Raw genomic sequence first — 21,763 nt, 5'->3', positions numbered from 1 at the left:
AAATGCTTTTAATACATTCTGTTACAATAGTTACTCTGGATGATAAAGAAAACGGGGAAACAGTTTTTCAGGGATATGTTAAAGTGAAGAACGGGAAGTTCATTGAAATATCAACTGGGAAGCCAGCAGAAAAAGATGTGGAGCTTGCTGGTAATGTGATTGATGGGAAAGGTAAATGGCTCATGCCAGGCCTGATGAACACCCATGGACATCTAGGGAGTGCCTTCCTGCGGGGGGCAGGTGACGACATGCCTCTGATGACCTGGCTTGAAACAGTTATGTGGCCAAACGAAAGAAACTTCACTGAGGAAATTGTAAAAAATGCAGCCTCTCTTGCTATGGCTGAAATGATCAAATCAGGCACTACCTCATTTCTTGATATGTACCACCTGAATATGGACACTGTAGCAAAGGACACGATAGAGAGCGGACTCAGAGCTGTATTATGCAGAGGGATGATCGGCCTTGCGCCGGAAAAGGAGCAGGATGAAAAGCTGGAGGAATCTGTCCGGCTGTTTAAAGATTTTAACGGAGCCGGTAATAACAGAATATCGGTTGCCCTGGCCCCGCATGCTCCATACACCTGTCCACCTGCATTTCTTGAAAAAGTGGCAGACAGGGCGGTTCAGCACAATATTGCCATCCATACACATGTTGCGGAAACGAGAAAAGAAGTGGAACAGCATATAGAAAAGTACCATTTGAGCCCAGTTAAGCATCTGCAGCAGCTCGGGATCTTTTCCGTTCCGTGCCTTGCCGCACATTGTGTACATATAAATGAGGAAGACATAGAGATACTTGCGAAGGAAAAAGTTTCTGTTTCCCACAATCCGAAAAGTAATTTGAAACTTGGTTCAGGTATTGCTCCTGTTCCCGAAATGATGAACAAAGGAATTTCTGTTTCTCTCGGTACGGATTCAACCGCGAGTAACAATACCCTGGATATGTTCGAGGAAATGAGATTCGCAGCCCTCATCCATAAAGGACGTCTGGAAGATCCTGAGGCTACAACTGCAGAAGCTGTATTAAAAATGGCTGCCGGACAGGGGGCGAAATCACTGGGTATCTCTGATACAGGGATAATCCGGGAGAATTATCAGGCTGATTTTATCCTCGTTGATCCGCGTGCTGTACATTTGAGTCCCTGGAATGAGTCGAGAATTATATCCCATCTTGTTTACGCCGCTAAAAGTTCTGATGTAACTGATGTATTTGTTCAAGGCAGGCAGTTATTGAAAGATAAGGAATTAACTACTCTTGATGAAGAAAAAATAAAATTCGAAGCTAATAATTTTTTAAGGCCTGAGTGCTGAAAGTGCAATCGGTATTCTTAGTAATGAATTTCATATATAAGATTTGAATAAAAAAAGACGAACATTACTTTTCGATTGTAGTGTAAGACGGCGACTCTTGCGGGAATAGCGCGAGCTGAAAATCCATTTTTGACGGCTTTCAGCCGGCAAAAATTAGTTGAAGCCGTGCCCGCAGAACGCGTCCGTCTGAAGCGTAAATCGAACAATAAAGTAACTTTTTAAGATAAGTGTGCATTAAAATCGAAAATCTTGAATTATGAAATTGATTCATCTGCATATGTAATAAAGCACCTGGATATCACCAGGTGCCCATGAGAGTGAGATGCAGGCTGGTATTAAGTTTTGTTGCACATATCCGGGAACTTTGTTTGTCTGAAATTAAGCGAAATTATGTTAAAATGGTCTGGACGGTGGCGTGACCGCAGAGAAAAAAGATGTTTTTGCTGCTGATACACGACTGCTGTGGAGGCAGCAGATGCAGTGTATCTGTTTTTATAATCGTCCACGCTCATCATCCTTTACTCCGGAGCGCTAATATTAGTATCGCCTTCAGGAGAAGGAGTATGATTAACAATATTTCTCCGTTAAGGAAAGTCATTTTTTTGAGCTAATTGCTGATATTAGTGGACGGTGGCAATAGTAAGGAGCATACGATCGCCCTGAAGCAAAACTAAAGAAATTTTAACTAAGCAGGAGGAGTCGAAATGGCTGGAGAGGGAAAGGGAATAGAAACATTAGCCACTGTTAAAGTGGAAAAATCCGGCGATCTGTACAAAATCGTCGACTCGCTGAATCGTACACTGAAGGACAGAGATTTAATGTTTGGGCTCGCCCTTGACGAACAGGAAGAGAATAAAATGGTTTTTACGATTTATAAAACGTAAGCGGGTGTTTAAATGAAAGCATGGATAATTGCGGTGCTTGCCGTTCTGGCAGCGGGAGCAGCCGGGTTTATGTTTTATCTGTACAATTCCGTTGCGGAACCTTTGACGGAAAGACAGCAAGCTGCTGTGGCACTGGCATTTGAAGAAACAGATCTGGCAGAGGTGCGTGATGTTAACTATTATCACGGAAGACGTGCATATCAGGTTATTGACGGAATTGATACATCGGGTAATGAAGTATACATCTGGGTGGAAGAGCTGTCGGAAGAGGCTTTGGAAGCGGAACAGGAGCAACGGGTTATTACCCGCTTAAAGGAAGAAGGGATAACCAGGGAAGAGGCAAGAGATATCGCTGCTTCACGGCTGGATATAGACCGGATTCAAAGCATTAATTTAGGTATGATCGGGAGCACTCCCGTTTATGAAATCACATACATAGACCAGGCAGACAGACATTCGTTTTATTATATGACATTTAATGACGGAACATACATCCGCCATTATCAATTCAGAAATTAATAAGAGCAAGGAGAGAAAAATATGAAATTTTCATCAAAAGTAACAGCAATTACTCCCTCTTCAACACTTGCGATCACAGCGAAAGCTAAAGAACTTAAAGAAGAGGGCCATGATGTCATCGGTCTCGGGGCAGGAGAACCGGATTTTAATACTCCTGACTATATAATTGAAGCAAGCTATAAGTCCATGCTTGCAGGGCATACAAAATATACTCCATCAGGAGGACTGCCAAAACTGAAGGCAGCAATAATAAACAAATTCAAAGAGGATAATCAGCTTGAATACAAGCCTGAAGAAATTATTGTAACAAACGGTGCAAAACATGCACTTGCTTTATTATTCCAGACCCTCCTGGAAGACGGGGAGGAAGTAATCATCCCGGCACCTTACTGGGTAAGCTATACCGAACAAGTAAAAATTGCCGGCGGAAAACCTGTTATCGTTGAAGGAAAAGAAGAAAATCAGTTTAAAATTACTCCGGAACAGCTCGAGGCTGCTGTTAGTGCTGATACAAAAGCAGTTATCATCAATTCACCGAGTAACCCTACAGGTGTTATGTATACGAAAGAAGAGCTTCAGCAAATTGGCGAGCTCTGCCTGAAACATAACATCCTTATTATCTCAGATGAAATTTACGAAAAGCTTATATACGGAAATGGCAGACATTATTCCATCGCTCAGCTTTCACCGGAACTGAAAGAACAGACTCTTATTGTAAATGGTGTTTCTAAATCACATTCCATGACAGGCTGGCGTATTGGCTATACAGCCGGAAGAAAAGACCTTATTAAAGCAATGACTAACCTTGCAAGCCATACTACATCAAATCCTGCAGTAATGGCACAGTACGGAGCAATCGCAGCTTATGAGGACGAGGATGGGTCCGTTGAAAAAATGCGGCAGTCATTTGAGGAAAGACTGAACACTGTCTATGAACAGGTAAATAATATTCCAGGTTTCTCTTGTGTAAAACCACAAGGTGCTTTTTATCTTTTCCCAAATGTAAAAGAAGCAGTTACAAATGGAGGTTTTGCCTCAACAGATGACTGGGTTAAAGCGCTCCTGGAAGAGGAAAAAGTTGCGGTAGTGCCAGGAAGCGGGTTTGGAGCAGATGACAATATCCGCCTGTCGTATGCAACAAGTCTTGAGCAGTTCCAGGAAGCATTAAAGCGTATTGAAAGCTTTGTTAGAAATCACAGTAAAGCTTAGTCTGATTGACTTCCATTTTCAGACGAAGGTATAATAAATAAGATGCAGAACAAGCCATAAAAAGGCGGCTGCCCAAAATAAAAACGGGCAGCCTCATATATTTCTTTAAACAGAGTTTTTTGGAGGGAATAGAGTGAAAACGACAATTGCAGAAATAGGTAAATATGTAGGACAATCTGTTACTATAGGATGCTGGCTTGCAAATAAAAGATCCAGCGGAAAGATTGCTTTTCTTCAGCTGCGTGATGGAACAGGATTTATTCAGGGAGTGGTAGTTAAAGCTGAAGTTGGAGAAGAAATATTTAAACTCAGCAAAGAGATTACTCAGGAAAGCTCTTTATTTGTTACAGGAGTCGTGCGTGAAGATGACAGGGCACCTTCAGGGTATGAACTGACTGTGAAGTCAGTGGAAATTATTCATGAAGCGAAGGATTACCCAATTACTCCGAAAGAACATGGTACTGAATTTCTGATGGATCACAGGCATCTGTGGCTCCGCTCTAAAAGGCAGCATGCGGTTATGAAGGTAAGAAACGAAATTATCCGGGCTACATACGAGTTTTTCAATGAACAGGGATTTGTTAAGGTAGACCCGCCGATATTAACAGGCAGTTCTGCTGAAGGGACAACTAACCTGTTCCATACGAAGTATTTTGATGAAGATGCCTTCCTCTCACAAAGCGGACAGCTTTATATGGAAGCTGCTGCGATGGCCTTAGGAAAAGTATTTTCTTTCGGCCCTACTTTCAGAGCAGAAAAATCCAAAACAAGAAGACATCTTATTGAATTTTGGATGATTGAGCCTGAAATGGCGTTTATGGACCATGAAGACAGCCTCAAAATTCAGGAAGAGTATGTTTCCTTTATTGTTCAGTCTGTACTTCGTAACTGCAAACAGGAGCTTGCAGCTCTTGAAAGAGACACAACAAAACTCGAAAATGTAATAGCTCCATTCCCTAGAATCACATATGACGAAGCAGTGGAGATGCTGCAAAAGGACGGACATGAAATCGAATGGGGCGAAGATTTCGGGGCGCCTCATGAAACTGCCATTGCAGAAAAATTTGATAAGCCGGTATTTATTACTCATTACCCAGCAGAAATTAAGGCTTTTTACATGAAACCTCATCCTGACAGACCAGAAGTTGTACTCTGTGCTGATCTGATTGCACCGGAGGGCTATGGAGAAATTATCGGAGGAAGCCAGAGAATCGACGATGAAGAACTCATGAAACAGCGCTTTGATGAACATAACCTGTCTCTGGATTCCTACCAGTGGTATCTGGATCTTCAGAAATATGGTTCAGTCCCTCATTCCGGATTCGGGCTTGGTCTTGAGAGAACAGTCGGGTGGGTTTGCGGTACAGAACATGTAAGGGAAACCATCCCATTCCCTCGACTTTTAAACCGTCTGTATCCATAAATCAGTATTTTAGTACTGCATTCACATATTTAAAAATAAACAGCCCCTTTTCCAGGAGGCTGTTTATTTTTCCATCACAGCCAAATTTATCAGGACAGTGATGTATAATTAATGAAAGCAGCTTAAATAAAGAATATGAAGATCACAAATATATCCTGCCTGTATCTGCTTTTTTATTAAAGCAAGAGAACACCTTAAGATAGTAGCGTCTTGTCGCAACCTTTTATTCAAATATTTCTATATTAACTTCTTGATTTTGGCACGGTTCGACACGAAATAACATGTTATAATGAAGGGTGAGGTGGATAAAATGAACAATGACTTTATGCTTCAGCTTTATATGGACGATCCTTTTACCATTCCTTCATCAGTTATTAAGTGCTATGGAGAATTAGGTATTTCAGAACAGCAGTTTATGCTCCTGATGCATATTCGCCAGTTCTCACAGGAAGGGAATTTTTTTCCTACACCATTTGAATTGCAGGAGCGGATGACAATAGATGAACTGCAGTGTGCTAACGAACTTAAGGAACTGTTAATGAAAGGTTTCCTTGCAATAGAGGAAAAACAGGATGAAGATGGGCGCCTTTCCGAGAGCTTTTCTTTAAAGCCTTTATTTGAAAAAGTGACAATGTATTTAGCTGGAAAATCTATCGATAAGGGCAAACAGTCAAAGCAAGTGGAAGAAGGACGATTGTTCCGCCGTTTTGAAGAGGAATTCTCACGGCCGCTATCACCAATGGAAATGGAAATGATTTCGATGTGGCTTGATGATGATACACATGCTCCTGAAATCATTGAAGCGGCTTTAAGGGAAGCGGTAGTTTCCTCGAAGATGAACTTCCGATACATAGACAGGATTCTTTTCGAATGGAAAAAGAACGGGGTGCGGTCGGTCCAGCAGGCAAGAGAGCATGGGGAACGTATAAGAAGGAATCAGCCTAACAAAAATATGTTTGAACCTGCAGCGGTGAATGACTCTAACTCTAATAAACCTAGACATCCCCGTTATAACTGGCTGCAAGGCGGAAAAAGGTAAGGGGAGGGGAACAGAAAATGCTTAATAATAATCTAATCGAATATGCCCTTTCCGAAATCGCAAAAATGTTTCCAGATGCTGAATGTGAGCTGACTCATACTAATCCTTTTGAACTTACAATAGCAGTGCTTCTCTCTGCACAGGCTACAGATGCCCTGGTTAATAAGGTCACTCCTAAACTGTTTGAGAAATACAAGGAGCCGGAAGATTATCTGGCTGTACCTCTTGAAGAACTTGAACAGGATATTAAATCAATTGGACTGTTCAGGAGTAAGGCTAAGAACATCCAGAAGCTTTGCCAGTCGTTAATAGAGGATTATGGCGGGGAAGTACCTAAAGAGAAGGATGAGCTGGTTAAACTTGCCGGAGTAGGCAGGAAGACCGCCAACGTAGTAGCTTCTGTTGCTTTCGATGTACCTGCCATTGCTGTTGATACCCATGTAGAACGTGTCAGTAAGCGTCTCGGAATATGCCGCTGGAAGGATTCTGTGCTGGAAGTTGAGAAAACACTAATGAGAAAAATACCTGAAGAAGATTGGTCAGTTACACATCACAGACTGATCTTTTTTGGCCGCTATCACTGTAAGGCCCAGTCCCCTCAGTGTGAGGTATGCCCGCTGCTGGAAATTTGCAGGGAAGGCAAAAAAAGAATGAAGAAGCGGGGAATTACTGTTGGATAGACGGATAGTTTCTGTACCTCCGGATTTTCATCTTGAGCCTTTTTATAAAGCAGGGGATACAGCGGAGCTTAAAGAAGATCTTCATTCTATAAAGGAAATTTGGCAGAACGGTCATTTTCTGTCTGACATTGCCTTCATTTATAATAAAAATGGACCATTATTTACTCCATGGGACAATTCAGAAGAGGTTTCAAAGTTAGCATACGGGTTATGGAGGGAAGAGGGAAGACCGCAGCTGGAGGATCTCTTTAAAGTCAGAAACAAGACAGAGGCCAGACCACTCATTATTATGTATACCGCTATCTATATTCAGGTTATGCATTGGGTAAACAGGCAGCCTGTTAAAAGCCTTCAGGGGGTAACAGAAACGGTTTCAGCTTTTCAGTATGCCCCATTGAATGTTTCAGACCGCCTTCAGTATATCATTTCTTCACCGAATCAATTCCATGCGTTTATTACTTTGAACGAGCTGTATATTGAGTCGGGTAAAAAATGGGCTGTTTTTCTGATGAAAAATAAATAATAAGGAATTTATAAATAAAGAGAACGGGATACCCCGTTCTCTTTTTGCTTATTCATCTGCAGAATCATTGTTTTCTTCAGAGTTGTTATTTCCAGAGCTATCATCTTCATCGTTGTTTCCTTGACCCTGATCAGGAGGACCTTGGTTTCCCTGTCCCTGACCTTGTCCGGAGCCCTGGTTGCCTTGCCCCTGTCCCTGGCCTTGTCCTTGGCCATTACCCTGGTTATTGCCTTGCCCCGGGCCATTCCCCTGGTCACCTTGGTTTTGATCTTCGTTTTGATCGTTCCCATCATTGTTTTCTTCAGGGTTGCCTTCATTTTCTCCCTGGTCATTATTTTCATTCTCAGGAGCTTCGTTTTCATTATTCTCATCTTCAAAGAGGTCGTCAATAATTTCTTCTTCTTCTTCGATTTCCTCTTCAGGTATAGTCACCTGAGTTTCCGCAGGATCACTTGTTAAATTACTGTCGCTGTCAGAAATAGCGGTCACACGTATCGTATACGTCTCGCCGTATTCCGGAGAGCTTAATCTGTATTCCATATTTTTCGTTATATCAACTGTATTAAAATCACTTTGGTCCGGTCCTTTAATTTCCAGCCTGAAACTGAACTGATCTCTTAAATCTTCCGGGTAATCCCAGCTTATTTGAATTTCATGGGCTTCTTCGTTATAAACAGCCTGGAGGCCGCGAACAGAATCGGCTTCCGTTTGTTCAAACTCCTCTGAAACATTGCTAGGCTCAGTTCCCCTGACAAAATATTCATTAACTATTTCACTCTGAGGAGTATATTCACTAGGCAGAAGGCCAGTTGACCTCTCAATTGCTACTCTTACTACTGAATCAGGCTGTACAAAGTCAGATACCTCCCGGTTTTCATGGGCATAAGACATAACGGTTCTGAACAGATTGCTAGCCACTCTTGCATCATCTGTACCTAACTGTATAACACCGTCTTCAGGACTCGCATATCCGGCCCATACAGCGGCAGTTAACTCAGTGGAGTAACCAGCAAACCAGGAGTCCCTTACGCCGCTTGTCAGTCCGTATCTTTCCCGGACTTCCCGGTCCAGATTGGAAGATCCTGTTTTACCAGCAATCGGTACGCCGGATACAGCAGCATTTGTTCCAGTACCGGACTGAACAACTGTTTTCATCATATCTGTAAGCATAAAGGCTGTGTAATCCTCCATAGCAGCGACAGGCTCTGGAGACAGGTTAATTGTCTGTCCGTCCTGAAATTCGATACGGGTAACTGTATGTGGACGATTATATTGGCCATTATTACCAAATGCCGCATACGCACCGGCCATTTCAAATGGAGTGACTCCTTTAGAGAAGCCTCCAATAGAATACGCCTCCGTAATGGAATCCAGATTAAGGCCGAGTCTCTCACCAAATGCTTTTGCTTTGTCAACACCAACTTCATTAAACGCTTTAACAGCAGGTACGTTGAGTGAGTCTTTTAGAGCCTCTCTCATTGAAACAGAGCCCCGGTGGTTCCCGCTTGCATTTCGCACAGGATCTCCTGTGGAAACAAAGTTATATGGTTCGTCTACAATCTGGTGGTAGGTAGACCATTTTAATTCATTTACTGCCGGTCCGTAATCAAGAATTGGTTTGATTGTTGAACCTGGCTGCTGTGGATTTCTTGGCTTCGTAGCCCAGTTATAGCTGAACTGTGTTTCAGGCTCTTCCCTTAGTCCACCTATTGCAAGCACTTCACCAGTCTTTGTATCCAGTAATGTAATTCCCGCTTGTATTTTATCATTAGGGAAAATGGATGGATCTCCTGATTCCATGACCTGTTCCACATACTGCTGCAGGTCCTGATCCAGTGTAGTGTGAATTTTTAGGCCTGAAGTGTAAATATCGCTTGGCTCAATGCCGTCGATTGCTTCCACTTCGGTCAGCGCCTGCTCCAGAAAAACTTGATAAGGGTTCGGATCCCTTTCACTTCGGTTTAACTGATCCTGTACAGAAATACTTCTTGCTTCCTCAGCCTCTTCAGCTGATATTTTACCGTGCTTCTCCATTAATCCGATAACTATGTTTCTTCGTTGTTCCGCACCCTCCGGATTATTGAATGGATTAAAGTGGTTAGGACGCTGCGGTATTCTGGCTAAAAGGGCAGCATCTGCAACTGTAAGCTCATCTAATTCCTTGCTGAAATAATAATCAGCTGCTTCCACCACTCCGTAACGGCCTCCGGAATAGTAGATAGCGTTGAGATACATTTCTAAAATCTGGTCTTTCGTGTACTGTTGTTCAAGTCGGATTGCCAAATATTGTTCCTGTATTTTTCTGGCCATTGTTTTATCCATAGTCAGAAACAGATTTTTAACTACCTGCTGTGTAATGGTACTTGCACCTTCGCTTCCGAAGCCGCCGGTAACGTTAGCTACGACAGCACCGCCGATCCGACGCATATCCAGACCAAAATGATCGTAAAAGCGAACATCTTCTACAGACAGAACAGCATCTTTCATGAGGTCTGGAACATCGTTTATATTAACTGATCTCCTGTTCTCCGCAGTTTGCAGGGTAGTCATTAGTTCCCCGTTCCGATCATAAATTTCCGGATTCTGGGCAAGAGTAAGCCTATCCGGGTCAAGGTCCGGTGCACCTCTCAGAATGCCGAACACGGAAACGGCTCCGCCGATTAACATAATAAGCATAATAATACCAAAAGCAGTTAAACTCTTTTTAAAGAGACCTTTACCTTTTTTATTCGTATTCGTTTTTTTAGTTTGCTGTTTTGCTTTTCTTCGTTCTTCTCTTGTCCGGTAGTTATCAGACATTTTTGCATCTTCCTTTCAGATACAATCAATATACTGTTTGATTGATAAACTCATATATCAGTAATTATTTTATCCAGAATCTTCAGGTAGTCAATCCTTGGATGAAAACCGAGAGGAATTAAAATTCCTTGTTCCTCAATATCTTTCTTCGGTATAGACTTTCTTTTGTCTGCATTATCTTCTAAAAAAGCAAATAATGCCTCAGCCTGTATAAAATAAACTTCGTCTGTGACAGTGAAACGTAATAAGGCAAAAGCGAGACCGCCTTGTTCTGTAACTTGTCTCATATGGGTTATTTGATGATCGTGAAAATTCTTTAAGGGAAAACTGGTTTTATTTTTTGTTTCCTTTGCCTCAAAATCAATATATTTTCCTTTATAAACCCCGTTATAGTCGGTGGTGGATGGTTTTTTAAAGTATGCCTCTGTAACAACAGCGGCGCTCCGCTTAGGGTAATGGACGTTAACAATCTGCAGCGGGACAGGCTTCTTATGAATGACTGCTATCCCGTGTGCTCTGTAATACTCATTCGTTTCATTAATATCCTCCTCAAGAGTCATCCCCCTGTTACTGTATCTTTCATCCTTTTTATTGACGCTGTTTGGTTTCGAAAGGGTGCGCTTTGGACTATATTTTTTTCCATTCGGATATTTCAGTGGCATTGTTTCACATCCTTTTTTCCAGAGCCATCACTATATATTAACATAATTAAATTTTAAGCAAATAGCCTTTTCTTACTAAACTTAATAAAAGTATGCCCACTTGTATATACGTTTTTTACATAAAAACGTTTCAAAAACCTTAAAAGCTCCAGGACAGACAGAAGTATTTTACTCGCTCTCAAACATATACTTTAACGATAAGCTGCAGATATACTGCACCTTTTTAACTTAAGCTGTAAAAATAAAGAAGTTTTCTTCTTTCTTTGCCGAAAGCAAACTAGTTTTGTCACCGTCGGAGGAGTTGGTTAATGAATGAAGAATTAGAGAAGTAAAGCTGGGAGAAAGGGGTTTTATGTATGAAAAAGGTGTGGAGGACAAAGGAAGTAGCAGAGGAGTTAGGTGTAAACCAGAAGACAATTCAGAGATGGATAAAACAGCACAGCCTTGATTGCGAAATCAGCGGAGCGGGCCATTATGAGATAAATGAAGATAATTATAAAAAGCTTCATAAGATAGCTAAAGAAACAGGGAATAAGCGAAAACAGCCTGTACGGCATAAGGCTGAAACCGAGGAAGTAAAAATGGTGACAGCTGCTATGCTCGATGAAAAGTTCTGCAGTCTGCTGCTGCAGGTAGACCAGCTTGATAAACAGCTGCAGAATAAAGCAGATGAAGTGGTGGAGTATCAAATGCTTCAGCACAGGAAAGAAATCGATGAACTTACCAATTCCATTGACCAATTTAACACCCGTCTTGCGAAAATAGAAAACCTTCTCCAGGCAAATGCTGAAAAAATCATTCATCTCCATGATAAAAAAGCTGAAAAAACTCCAAAACGAAACAGACTGGCAGGTATTTTCAGTTTTTAATTAAGCTTTCTGATATTTTGCTGTTGATACTCCCTCAAGCACCTTCTGCACGAAAGATATCCGGATTGACTGGCATCCTCCTTCTTTCTTCTGCGTCTGCTGATCTGTTACAATGGCAGAGGAGGTGCTGATGGTGGCCATTAGGGAAACTGATCAATTAAATCATTTAACAGGAAAATTGCTTGAATATAATAAAAAGGCTTTGCAATACTTTGAAAAGCATCAGGAAACAAAGGAAGCAGCCGATTTTGTAAAGGTAGTCAAACCATTTGCCGATACAGTTCATAAAACCGCCGATGAATGGATTGAGCTGGCAGTTCCTTTCGTAAAGGAGAAGCAGCCAAAATATCTTCATGTGAAACAGATTGAAGATGTACACGAGAATATAGGAATAGAAGCAGTAACCTGTTTTCAGCCGGATACAAAAAGGAAACGGTTTATTGAAAGAAATAAATCGATTCTATATACGCTGGAGACACTTTCCCGGAATATATAAAAATGAACCCCCATATTTACTGATGGGGGTTCATTCCTTTATATACTTTCTGTTTTTTCTCCTGCCGCTCTAACTGGCAGTTTCCATTTATAATGTACGGAAAGCATACGGAGTGTGACAATTGCCGAAAATAATACAGCGAGGGCGAGGCCTGATTGTGCTAAGCCGGCAGCGATTGCCACGCCTCCAAGTACGGCCCATAAAATATATATTTCTTCTCTTAGTACGAGTGGTTTTCTTCCTGCAAGGACATCTCTGATTATGCCTCCTCCAGTACCTGTAAGCACCGCGGCGAAAACGACAGCACTCATTGGGTGTCCCATAGAAACTGCGAACAACGCTCCCTGGATCGCGAAGGCTGCAAGCCCGATGGCATCAAAAAACGCTCCCCATTTCTCCCACAATGTGGCCCATATCGCCGTTGTAAAAAACGCTGCCGTCATTATAATAAATGCAGTGGTAAACAGATACCCCTGTTCCCATAGAGCGGAAACAGGCAGCCCGATAAACAGGTTCCTCACAGCACCACCTCCGAAAGCGGCAGCGAAACCAAGCACATATACTCCCATTAAATCATATTTTTCCTCCATGGCCACGTTCACTCCACTAAGGGCAAAAGCAATCGTGCCAATTATGTTCAGAATATCCCAGGTCATTTACAACAGCCTCCTAATTATCTTCCAACATTAAACTTTAACACGGAATGAGGAAAATAACTATACATTCTTTAGGGAGTTAATATATGGTAAATTCATAAAATTCAGGCCGCTTATTTATTTAATATAGAAAGGCCAGGGAGTAATCCCCGGCCATGATTTCCACTGTATTAAATTTTCTCTACCTCAAAAACCCGGAACCCTTCTTTTTCAAGACGGGAAACCACTTTTTCCAGTGTTTCTTCGGTAGTTTCCCGAGGCAGTGTGATGATTACTCTTCGGAAGAATTTGCTTTCATTATCAAGAGTCAGGAGACTCTGAACACTTGTAATTTTCTTTATGACAGAAAAAATAGAATTAAGTGCCCCTTGATATTCCTGTGTGGAAACATTCAGTGTATAGCTTCCTGTCTTAACCCCCCAGGAGTCTTCAAGAATCTCCATAACGTTAGCGTGCGTCAGAATACCTGCGAAAGTATTATCATCATGGAGAACAGCCAGATAAGGATACTTTTTTATTTTTGAAAATATACGGATAAAGGAGGCTTGCTCATCTGTGTGAACTTCTTCATCCTCTTTCAGAAGCATGACAGAATCATCCCAGGAATACTGGTTTTTAACTATTGCCTTATAAACATCCTGTGCATAAATATTACCAAGAAAAATGGTTCCGCTCTTATCCAGTATAGGAATACATCTGTATCCGGTTTGTTCGAGCTCTTCTGCAGCTTCTCTGATCGTGTATTTGTCTGTTACAAATTTTACATCTTCTTTCGGGATAATATTATATTTAATTTTCATAGAGCGTGTCTCCCTCCCGGTTTTAACATATATTCATTATATATTATAGCTTATTAAAATGCTGAACAAATCAGAAAATACATAAAATATTTCTGGTTTGACCGTCTGTATAAAAACGTGGCAAACTGCCAAGTTTATTATTGAGGTGAAAATCATGACTAATTCCCATATAACAGGGGCGGTAAAAGAGATCACGGATGTCATGGCTTATGCAGAGGAGCAGCTGAAAGAATCTAAAAGAATTCAGCAGAGCAATCCGGAAGAGTTTACGAATGCCCAAATGAAACTGGAAGAAGCAAATTTGGAACTGGATAACCTGCTGAGAAGTGCTTCTGCGGAAGACCGGGATGAACTGTTCAGGCTTCAGCAAAGGGTACATCAGCTTCAGAACAAAATGATTCTAGGTATTTAAAGGCTTTATAGTCGGATAGCCCGTATACATGCGGGTTATTTTTTTTAATGGTAAGCTGTCCACGCTGAGAGTTTTCTTTGTAACAATGTTATAATGATACTAGTATATAGAGGGGGGCCAGGTATGAAAGCACTTATAGTTATTGATTATACGTACGATTTTGTAGCTGATGATGGAAAGCTTACCTGCGGTGAAAGAGGACAGGCTATAGAAGGCAGGATTACAGAACTCACGAAAGAATTTGCAGAAAATGATGAGTATGTGGTATTCGCTGTAGATGTACATGAGGAGAATGACCCTTACCATCCGGAGTCAAAATTGTTTCCACCTCATAACATCAGAGGAACGAAGGGACGAAAATTATACGGTCTGCTCGGAGAATATTATAACCAGCTCTATTATAGCGGCACAGGACATGTAGAGTGGATGGATAAAACGAGATACAGTGCATTTGCAGGAACCACCCTGGAGTTAAAGCTGAGAGAACGGGGAATTACTGAGATTCATCTTGCGGGGGTATGTACGGATATATGTGTCCTTCATACTGCTGTCGATGCTTATAATCTCGGGTTTTCTGTAACAGTTCATAAGGATGCTGTAGACAGCTTTAACCCATCTGGCCATGAATGGGCTCTGACTCATTTTAGCGGCTCTTTAGGAGCGAAAGTATTAGAAAAAGGAATGGAAGTTAAGTAAAATAGTTTTAACTTATGCCTGGCTTTCGCCAGGTTTTATTATTGTTTAGGAAATTGAATGAATTTCATATATAGACTTTGTATAAAGTGAACCTTCCATCAGTTGGGGGATTCATCCCCCACTGATTGTTAGTTGAACCAATCGGGATGTTAGCGTCCGTTATCTCCCGCCTAAACATCTTGGCTTCCACTCCTGTTTTGAGGCGGGAGTTTTACGGACGGTTACATCGGGATAAAACAAGACGAACGTTTCTTTTCGATTGCAGTGTAAGACGGCGGCTTTCTCTTTCTCTGCCAGCTTCTGAAGCGTAAATCGAACAACAAAGTAACCTTTTAAGATAATGTTCGTATTAAAGATTTAAATCTTTAATTATGAAATTAATTCATGTACATAAAACGAAAATATAAAGGTGAAAGGTGCCGGTACAGCTGACATTTAATCCCTTTAATTGGAATGGAAGTGTTTCGGATGTTGTTTTTTCAGGTAGTTCTGCCTGTCATGCTTATCTTTTTAACAGGGTATGTTTTTCAGAAGTGGAAAAAAGTTTCGTTACTCCCTATATCATCATTAATTATCTATATCCTTGTTCCCGCGCTTATTTTCAGAACACTGTATAATTCAGAGCTGTCAGCAGACCATATAGTCCTGGTTGTGTTTGCAGTTATTTATTTGTTAATTTATATAGGGATAAACAAAATATACTCTCGGTTCCGGGGCCTGGATTCTGATACGGAAAGCGGGCTGATTTTATCAACAGCTTTTATGAATGCAGGTAATTACGGTGTTCCTATTGTCTTATTCGCTTTCGGACCTGAGGGTTTTGCCTATGCAGTAATTTATATGGTTGTACAATCGTTTATCATGACAACTGCCGGAGTATATTACGCCGCTAAAGGCGGAACAGGAGTCAGGACGGCCGTTGCCACAGTTTTTAAGATGCCGGCGACATATGCTGTTTTCATAGTTGGGGTGGTTAACTGGTCAGGCATCACAGTACCAGAACCAGTATTCAACTTTATTGATCTTATCGCTGATGCGGCTATCCCGGTTACTATGATAATGCTAGGCATGCAGCTGGCAGAGATCCGCCTTGACCGCCTGGAGTGGGGGTATATATCCTATGGTGTCATCATCAGGCTCATTCTGTCTCCTTTTATCGCCTGGGGGCTGACTGAAATACTCCCAATGTCCCTTCTCATGCAGCAAGTTCTGATCATAGCAAGTTCCATGCCTGCAGCGGTAACAACAGCAATATATGCAATGCAGTTTAATACGAGAGTGCAGCTTGTCTCAAGTATCACATTGATTACAACGATATTAAGTGTAATATCGGTTACCGTTTTACTCTTTGTTATTTTATAGTATGATGTTAAATTGTTTTCTATGGGAGGGAAAGATACTGAAGAAAATAAATTCCGGCAGAGAGCTTAGTAAAATAATCGAAGACAGCAGGGAGCCTCTGTTAGTTTATGCTTTTACGCCAATGTGCGGAACATGCCGGCTGGCGAAACAGTTACTCGTTGTACTTGAACAGACTGAAGGAGTGCCAGCAATAATAGAGATAGATATTAATTACTTTAAGGAAGAAGCTGCAAAATGGGAAATCTCCAGTGTTCCCTGCCTGTTGTACATAGAAAATAGTGAATTAAGAGATAAGGTTTATGCTTTTGAATCAGTGACAAAACTGTACAGCTTTGCTAAAGAGCAGTGAATCGATTAAAAAGGAGGGAACAAATTTTATGCCAGAAGCACCTTCATTTACTTTGCCTGAAATGGGGACGGAAAAACAAATTTCCTTAGCAGACTATACAGGCAAGGCAGTGTTAATTACATTCTGGGTATCGTGGTGTCCTGACTCCCAGAGGGATCTTCCTGCTAAAGAACACCTGAACAGGGCAATGCAGACGGATGATTTAGCTATGATAATGATCAATGTTACGGGAAGAGAAGCTGCTCCGGACGCAGGCGAAAAGTTTTACAAAGAGCAGGGATTTACTTTTCTTTCTTTAAAAGACAACGGAACAAACATTTATGACTTGTATCAGTGTATGTCTGTACCAACTACTTATCTTTTAAACGCTGACCATGAAATAGCAGCAAGGTTTAATGATAAAGCATCTTTTCAGGAGATTCTGCAGGCTGCTGGAAAAGTATTGTCCCAATGAAAAACGATGCCGGAAAGTTTTTCAGACACACCATTTATGATACGATATAAATACTATATAAGCAGTGGAAAGGGGTTGCGAACATGAAAATTGTTTCCGTAGAGCCAACACCGAGCCCTAATACAATGAAGTTTACACTCGATAAAGAACTTCCACAGGGGAAAAGCCATAATTATAAAAAAGAAAATGCAGAGGATGCGCCCGGGTTTGTCCGTGATATTTTAGCAGTTAATGGAGTCAAAGGTGTTTATCATGTGGCTGACTTTATTGCGGTGGAAAGAAACGCGAAAGTTGACTGGAAAGAAATTCTCCCGGAGGTAAGAAAAGTATTTGGAGAAGAAGCAGAAGAAACGGGAGCACAGAATGAATCTGTCGATGAACACTTCGGGGAAGTCAATGTATATGTGCATAAATTTAAAGGAATTCCAATACAGGTGAAAGTATCAACTGGAGAAGAAGAGGTTCGTGTCGGGCTTACTGATGATTTTAAAGAAGCTATGGTAAAGGCAACGAAGCCTGAGGATAATGTAGTTATGCAGCGGAAATGGGAGGAACAGCGCCCACGCTATGGCGACCTCCAGGAAGTTGCCGAAGAGGTTGCCGAAGAGATTAAAGCAACCTATACGAAAGAACGCCTGAATGAACTTGTCCAGCAGGCGCATGAGCCAGAAAAGCAAAAAGAAGGAAACAGAAAGTGGATTAAAGTTACAAAAGAAATGCTGGATGATCCTGACTGGAAAAAGCGCTTCGCTGTCCTTGAACAAATGGATCCGAAGCTTGAGGATCTGCCTGTCCTGGAGAAAGCCCTTAATGATGAAAAAGCTTCCATCAGGCGTCTCGCTGTTGTTTATTTAGGTATGATAGAAGATGAAAAAGTGCTTCCTTATGTTTATAAGGCTCTAAAAGATTCTTCTGTAACAGTAAGGAGAACTGCTGGCGATACCGTATCGGATATTGGAAGTCCTGAAGCTATCCCTGCGATGATTGAGGCACTGGAGGACAAGAACAAATTAGTCCGCTGGCGTGCTGCAATGTTTCTCTATGAAGCAGGTGATGAGACATCTGTCCCTGCTTTGCAAAAAGCTGTAGATGATCCTGAATTTGAAGTAGCCATGCAGGCTAAGTTAGCACTCACGCGAATTGAAGAAGGTGAAGAGGCAAAGGGCTCAGTCTGGAAACAGATGACAGAAGCCTTTGACCGTTCCTGAAAAAGAAAATCCGTCCAAGTGACGGATTTTTTAGATAATGGCTGATTTTGATTTTTTTATGCCTTGGGCACGTGAGTTTCTTGTAGCGAAAAACAACAACAAAGCTAAACAGATCTTAAATAATAAAAGAAATGGCAATAAAAAAATGGTTATGATAAAGTACACATGAAGCGAAATATATGGAGGAATCTGGTTATGAAAAGAGATGAACTGATTCAGGAACTAAAACAAAATAACATGGATGAAATAGTGGAACTTATTGAAGACGCGGAAAATGGAGAACTGGAAGAGCTTGAACTGGCGCGCTCTCTCGGTCTGCTGCGGGATGACAGGCTGAACAATGCAGTCATTTCACTCCTTGAAGAAAACGGCGTAACCATTATTTATCTGGACGATGAGTAGGGAGACAAGTATGAGGGAGAAACCAGATCAGGCGCTAGATCAAAAAGTATTAAAGGTATGGACAATCGTCGCTGCTGCAGAGTGGTTGTTTCTGCTTCTTGTTCCAGTGGGTTACTGGGTGGCGACGCGCTATTTTCCAATCCCGGAATGGCCTTTATACGTGCTTGCCGGTTTAGTTATTCTGGCGGGAATTTTTAAAATACTTATCATCCCGAAAATGCAATGGAAAAGATGGCGTTATAAGATTTACGATAATGAAGTTGAGCTTATGTATGGTGTATTTGTAATAAGAAGAGTAATTATTCCAATGATCAGAGTTCAGCATGTAGATACAGCTCAAGGACCCCTGCTCAGACATTATCAGCTGTCTGCGGTAACGATCTCAACTGCTGCTACCACTCATGAAATTCCAGGGCTCGATGAGGAAAAAGCTAATATCCTGAGGGATCATATTGCAGAACTGGCAAGGGAAGCTGATCCTGATGAATAAATGGAGGCGGCAGCATTCAGCAGCGATATTTATCGGTTTCCTCAGTAATCTGAAAGAAGTTTTTATTACTATGATTGCTGTACTTATTTTTGGCCAGTCTTCCCAGGCTGGAGGGACCTTATTTTATACCATTTTATTTGCGGGGATTTTATTTGTTTCACTCGTAAGCGGGATAATTAAGTGGTGGACTTTCCGTTACCAGCTCCAGGAGGATGAACTGCAGGTAAGACAAGGTCTTATCTTCCGTAAAAAAAGATATATCAGAAAAGAACGGGTACAAAGCATCGATATTAATGCAAACATCCTTCAGCGGTTATTTGAGCTTGTAGAGCTGAGGATTGAGACCGCAGGAGGCGGTGGTGAACCTGAATTCAGGTTAATTGCCCTGAGAAAAGAAGAAGCAGCTGCCATTAAACGTGAACTGCTTCTTAAAGAAAGTGCCTCTGTCTCTGAACCCGAGGAAGCTGAAGCATATGAAGCTTCCGATGTATTCACAGAGGAAACAGAAACTGGCTTAGCTTATGAAACATCTGCAGTAATGGATGACGAGATACTTGAACCTGAAGAGGCAGAGGAAGAGGGGACGTATAAATGGAAGCTGTCGCCTCAGCGTTTAATTGCTGCAGCTTTAACATCCAGCGGAATAGGTATAGCGGCAACCTTTGTTGCAGCCATTGTTTCTCAGGTACAGCAGTTTATACCTCCATTTTTATATGAGAGAATGATTGGCTGGATTATTCATTCAGGAGTAATGCTGATTGGATTCTGGATCGTAGTGATACTCCTTATTGGCTGGCTGATTACTATTATCAGAACTGTCCTGAAGTATGGATACTTCACTATTCGTAAAAAAGACGATGAAATTCATATTTCAAGAGGCGTCCTCGAACAGAGGCAGCTCACACTTTCGGCAAATAAAATTACTGCAGTACGGCTCGTTCAGAACTTACTGAGGCAGCCATTTGGCTACACAGCTGTCTATGTGGAAAGTAAAGGAGGGGGCAGGAAGGATGAGGATCTATCAACCATTCTCATTCCCCTTTGTAAAATGAAAGAAGTAGACAGTCTTCTCATTGATATTCTTCCTGAATATGCAGTGAAGCGCGAATACAGCGCACTGCCTAAAGAAAGCTTAAGAAGATATATGCTGAGACTGCTGATGCCTGCTCTGGCTGCAGCCGCCATTATTACTTATTTTGCCCCCTTTGGCTGGCTCTCTCTCATACTGCCGATGGTTGCGGCGGTTTATGGCTACTGGCAGTATATTGACGCGGGGATCGGAAACGGCTCAGGTATGGTATGGATCAGATCAAGGTCTGTTGCCCGTTCAGAAGTAATCGTGCCGAGAAAAAGAATTCAGGCAATGACTTCCACACAAAATGTTCTGCAGAAGTTTGATGATTTATTCACTATCCATGTGTCAATTATAACGAGCATTGTAGGAAAAACGTTTTCCCTGAAGCATATAGGCAAAGAACAGAGAGACGATCAGTTTCAATGGTATTCCTATGAAGAAACAGAAGAAGAGCGGAAGGAATAATCCTCCGCTCTTTTTTATTCTCCAGAAAACTGGGTTGTATACGTGGTAAGTATGCGTTCCCCACTATCGGAAGTAAATTCAAATCTGTCATAAGTATGATCATCGTCATTTTTTCTGTACGTTCGTTCGTAATGATGCTGCACAACGAATTGCTTTTTCTCACTTGCGTAGGAAAGAAAGTTTACGCCGGAAAATGTGTCACGAGTAAAGGAATCCATCATCTGAAGCAGGAGGGAGTTATGACAGTATACCGAGTGCTCATGACCAATTCCCAGTTGCTGAAGTCCTCTTTCGAGGGCTATTAACGAAGGATGTTCCAGCTCGTTAATTAAAATTTTGTATGGATCAAACTGTGATTTATTAAGTCTGATTAAGCTGCCATACTTAAGGCGGATCTGCTGTCCGTCGGCAAATTCAAATAATGTGCCATCCAGATGCAGGGCGGGGACCCACTCGTCACCTGACCTCACTTCAAATTCAAATGGACAACCATCTAAGGCCAGTATCTCACCTTTATCTTTATCTACAATATAGCTGCTGCCTGACTTTTCCACGAGTTCGTAATACACATAACTTTCTTCAAAGAGCAGATGTTCAGCATGAAGCCGTCTTAATTCCTGCTGAATAGTCGAAAGCATAATTTCTGTATTCTCATTCAGCTCCTGAATCTTATCCCATTTTACTTTAAGAGCTTTCGTAACAGACTCGTCATATCCGTATATGAAGTTATGTTTCAGCACTTTTATTCGCTGTCCGGGACATTCGATCCTGTCATTCGCTTTTAAATGCGGGGGTGCCAGCTCAAGTTCTTCACTGAAATCAGGATAGTCATACACTCCCGTAATTCTGAGAATTGCCCGCCATGGCTTGCCTGGATCAGCAAGGATATTTTCCAGAACGGCAACATAGCTGCCTTTATTCCCTTCGTCCAGGATTACTTCTTTACCTTTATATTTAAATGCTGTTTTACGGTCCATA

The 21,763-nt window shown here is 41.6% G+C and carries 25 protein-coding genes; 20 read left to right on the top strand and 5 right to left on the bottom strand.

What is annotated here, in order from left to right:
• The first annotated feature begins 2 nt into the window (after positions 1-2).
• The 8 genes from BK582_RS20885 (at position 3) to BK582_RS20850 (ending at position 7,590) form a co-directional block, all read left to right on the top strand.
• Positions 3-1,313: an amidohydrolase gene (locus BK582_RS20885; RefSeq protein ID WP_078596884.1), complete on the top strand. Its 1,311-nt coding sequence runs from the start codon at positions 3-5 to the stop codon at positions 1,311-1,313.
• Positions 1,314-2,017: 704 nt separating this feature from the next.
• Positions 2,018-2,197 (top strand): YpmA family protein, encoded by a 180-nt coding sequence (locus tag BK582_RS20880; RefSeq protein WP_078596883.1) that lies wholly within the window; start codon positions 2,018-2,020, stop codon positions 2,195-2,197.
• Between the two features lie 12 nt (positions 2,198-2,209).
• Positions 2,210-2,716: a cell wall elongation regulator TseB-like domain-containing protein gene (locus tag BK582_RS20875; protein ID WP_078596882.1), complete on the top strand. Its 507-nt coding sequence runs from the start codon at positions 2,210-2,212 to the stop codon at positions 2,714-2,716.
• A 21-nt stretch (positions 2,717-2,737) separates the two neighbouring features.
• Positions 2,738-3,925 (top strand): pyridoxal phosphate-dependent aminotransferase, encoded by a 1,188-nt coding sequence (locus BK582_RS20870; protein ID WP_078596881.1) that lies wholly within the window; start codon positions 2,738-2,740, stop codon positions 3,923-3,925.
• Between the two features lie 133 nt (positions 3,926-4,058).
• Positions 4,059-5,348 carry an asparagine--tRNA ligase gene (asnS, locus tag BK582_RS20865; protein WP_078596880.1) on the top strand — a complete coding sequence of 430 codons (1,290 nt, stop codon included), beginning with the start codon at positions 4,059-4,061 and terminating at the stop codon, positions 5,346-5,348.
• A 310-nt stretch (positions 5,349-5,658) separates the two neighbouring features.
• Positions 5,659-6,387, top strand: coding sequence for a DnaD domain-containing protein (locus BK582_RS20860; RefSeq protein WP_078596879.1), 729 nt, complete (start codon positions 5,659-5,661; stop codon positions 6,385-6,387).
• 17 nt (positions 6,388-6,404) lie between these two features.
• Positions 6,405-7,067: an endonuclease III gene (nth, locus tag BK582_RS20855; protein ID WP_078596878.1), complete on the top strand. Its 663-nt coding sequence runs from the start codon at positions 6,405-6,407 to the stop codon at positions 7,065-7,067.
• Positions 7,060-7,590, top strand: coding sequence for a YpoC family protein (locus tag BK582_RS20850; RefSeq protein ID WP_078596877.1), 531 nt, complete (start codon positions 7,060-7,062; stop codon positions 7,588-7,590). Before nth ends, BK582_RS20850 begins: the two co-directional genes overlap by 8 nt.
• 48 nt (positions 7,591-7,638) lie before the next feature.
• On the opposite strand, the gene BK582_RS20845 is transcribed toward BK582_RS20850, so the two are convergent.
• Positions 7,639-10,389 carry a penicillin-binding protein 1A gene (locus tag BK582_RS20845; RefSeq protein ID WP_078596876.1) on the bottom strand — a complete coding sequence of 917 codons (2,751 nt, stop codon included), beginning with the start codon at positions 10,387-10,389 and terminating at the stop codon, positions 7,639-7,641.
• A gap of 50 nt (positions 10,390-10,439) precedes the next feature.
• Positions 10,440-11,051, bottom strand: a complete 612-nt coding sequence (gene recU, locus BK582_RS20840; protein ID WP_078596875.1) for a Holliday junction resolvase RecU — start codon at positions 11,049-11,051, stop codon at positions 10,440-10,442.
• A gap of 356 nt (positions 11,052-11,407) precedes the next feature.
• Between recU and BK582_RS20835 the strand changes: the two genes are divergently transcribed.
• Together BK582_RS20835 and BK582_RS20830 are read left to right on the top strand one after the other, a co-directional pair.
• Entirely contained in the window at positions 11,408-11,920 is a 513-nt protein-coding gene (locus BK582_RS20835) for a MerR family transcriptional regulator (RefSeq protein ID WP_078596874.1), read from the top strand.
• A 130-nt stretch (positions 11,921-12,050) separates the two neighbouring features.
• On the top strand, positions 12,051-12,416 hold the full coding sequence (locus tag BK582_RS20830; protein WP_218190750.1) for a YppE family protein: 366 nt from the start codon (positions 12,051-12,053) through the stop codon (positions 12,414-12,416).
• A gap of 38 nt (positions 12,417-12,454) precedes the next feature.
• Here BK582_RS20830 and BK582_RS20825 read toward each other — a convergent pair whose 3' ends face one another.
• Both BK582_RS20825 and cbpA read right to left on the bottom strand, forming a co-directional pair.
• Positions 12,455-13,072 (bottom strand): trimeric intracellular cation channel family protein, encoded by a 618-nt coding sequence (locus tag BK582_RS20825; protein WP_078596872.1) that lies wholly within the window; start codon positions 13,070-13,072, stop codon positions 12,455-12,457.
• Between the two features lie 170 nt (positions 13,073-13,242).
• A complete protein-coding gene (cbpA, locus tag BK582_RS20820; RefSeq protein WP_078596871.1) occupies positions 13,243-13,872 on the bottom strand; it encodes a cyclic di-AMP binding protein CbpA in 630 nt (209 codons plus the stop codon).
• Between the two features lie 154 nt (positions 13,873-14,026).
• On the opposite strand from cbpA, the gene BK582_RS20815 reads away from it, so the two are divergent.
• The 10 genes from BK582_RS20815 (at position 14,027) to BK582_RS20775 (ending at position 20,785) form a co-directional block, all read left to right on the top strand.
• Positions 14,027-14,284: a DUF2524 family protein gene (locus BK582_RS20815; protein WP_078596870.1), complete on the top strand. Its 258-nt coding sequence runs from the start codon at positions 14,027-14,029 to the stop codon at positions 14,282-14,284.
• Positions 14,285-14,407: 123 nt separating this feature from the next.
• Positions 14,408-14,980, top strand: coding sequence for a cysteine hydrolase family protein (locus tag BK582_RS20810; RefSeq protein ID WP_078596869.1), 573 nt, complete (start codon positions 14,408-14,410; stop codon positions 14,978-14,980).
• Positions 14,981-15,448: 468 nt separating this feature from the next.
• Positions 15,449-16,342: an AEC family transporter gene (locus BK582_RS20805; protein WP_078596868.1), complete on the top strand. Its 894-nt coding sequence runs from the start codon at positions 15,449-15,451 to the stop codon at positions 16,340-16,342.
• Between the two features lies 1 nt (position 16,343).
• Entirely contained in the window at positions 16,344-16,691 is a 348-nt protein-coding gene (locus BK582_RS20800) for a thioredoxin family protein (protein WP_078596867.1), read from the top strand.
• 28 nt (positions 16,692-16,719) lie between these two features.
• Positions 16,720-17,145 carry a TlpA disulfide reductase family protein gene (locus BK582_RS20795; RefSeq protein ID WP_078596866.1) on the top strand — a complete coding sequence of 142 codons (426 nt, stop codon included), beginning with the start codon at positions 16,720-16,722 and terminating at the stop codon, positions 17,143-17,145.
• Positions 17,146-17,228: 83 nt separating this feature from the next.
• Positions 17,229-18,353 carry a conserved virulence factor C family protein gene (locus BK582_RS20790; protein WP_078596865.1) on the top strand — a complete coding sequence of 375 codons (1,125 nt, stop codon included), beginning with the start codon at positions 17,229-17,231 and terminating at the stop codon, positions 18,351-18,353.
• 37 nt (positions 18,354-18,390) lie between these two features.
• On the top strand, positions 18,391-18,522 hold the full coding sequence (locus BK582_RS28155) for a hypothetical protein (RefSeq protein ID WP_276328221.1): 132 nt from the start codon (positions 18,391-18,393) through the stop codon (positions 18,520-18,522).
• 26 nt (positions 18,523-18,548) lie between these two features.
• A complete protein-coding gene (locus BK582_RS20785) occupies positions 18,549-18,755 on the top strand; it encodes a hypothetical protein (protein ID WP_078596864.1) in 207 nt (68 codons plus the stop codon).
• The gene (locus BK582_RS20780; RefSeq protein ID WP_244895450.1) at positions 18,748-19,245 is read left to right on the top strand and encodes a PH domain-containing protein; all 498 of its coding nucleotides are present in this window, start codon (positions 18,748-18,750) and stop codon (positions 19,243-19,245) included. Before BK582_RS20785 ends, BK582_RS20780 begins: the two co-directional genes overlap by 8 nt.
• Positions 19,208-20,785, top strand: a complete 1,578-nt coding sequence (locus tag BK582_RS20775; RefSeq protein WP_218190749.1) for a PH domain-containing protein — start codon at positions 19,208-19,210, stop codon at positions 20,783-20,785. The genes BK582_RS20780 and BK582_RS20775 overlap by 38 nt, the downstream gene beginning before the upstream one ends.
• Before the next feature lie 14 nt (positions 20,786-20,799).
• On the opposite strand, the gene BK582_RS20770 is transcribed toward BK582_RS20775, so the two are convergent.
• Complete coding sequence (locus tag BK582_RS20770) at positions 20,800-21,762, bottom strand: DUF2777 family protein (RefSeq protein WP_078596861.1); 963 nt, start codon at positions 21,760-21,762, stop codon at positions 20,800-20,802.
• Between the last annotated feature and the right edge of the window lies 1 nt (position 21,763).

This window comes from Evansella clarkii (assembly GCF_002019695.1).
GTDB lineage: Bacteria > Bacillota > Bacilli > Bacillales > Salisediminibacteriaceae > Evansella > Evansella clarkii.
The sequence above is the reverse complement of the archived record's forward strand: the minus strand, read 5'-3'. Positions and strand labels throughout refer to the sequence as shown.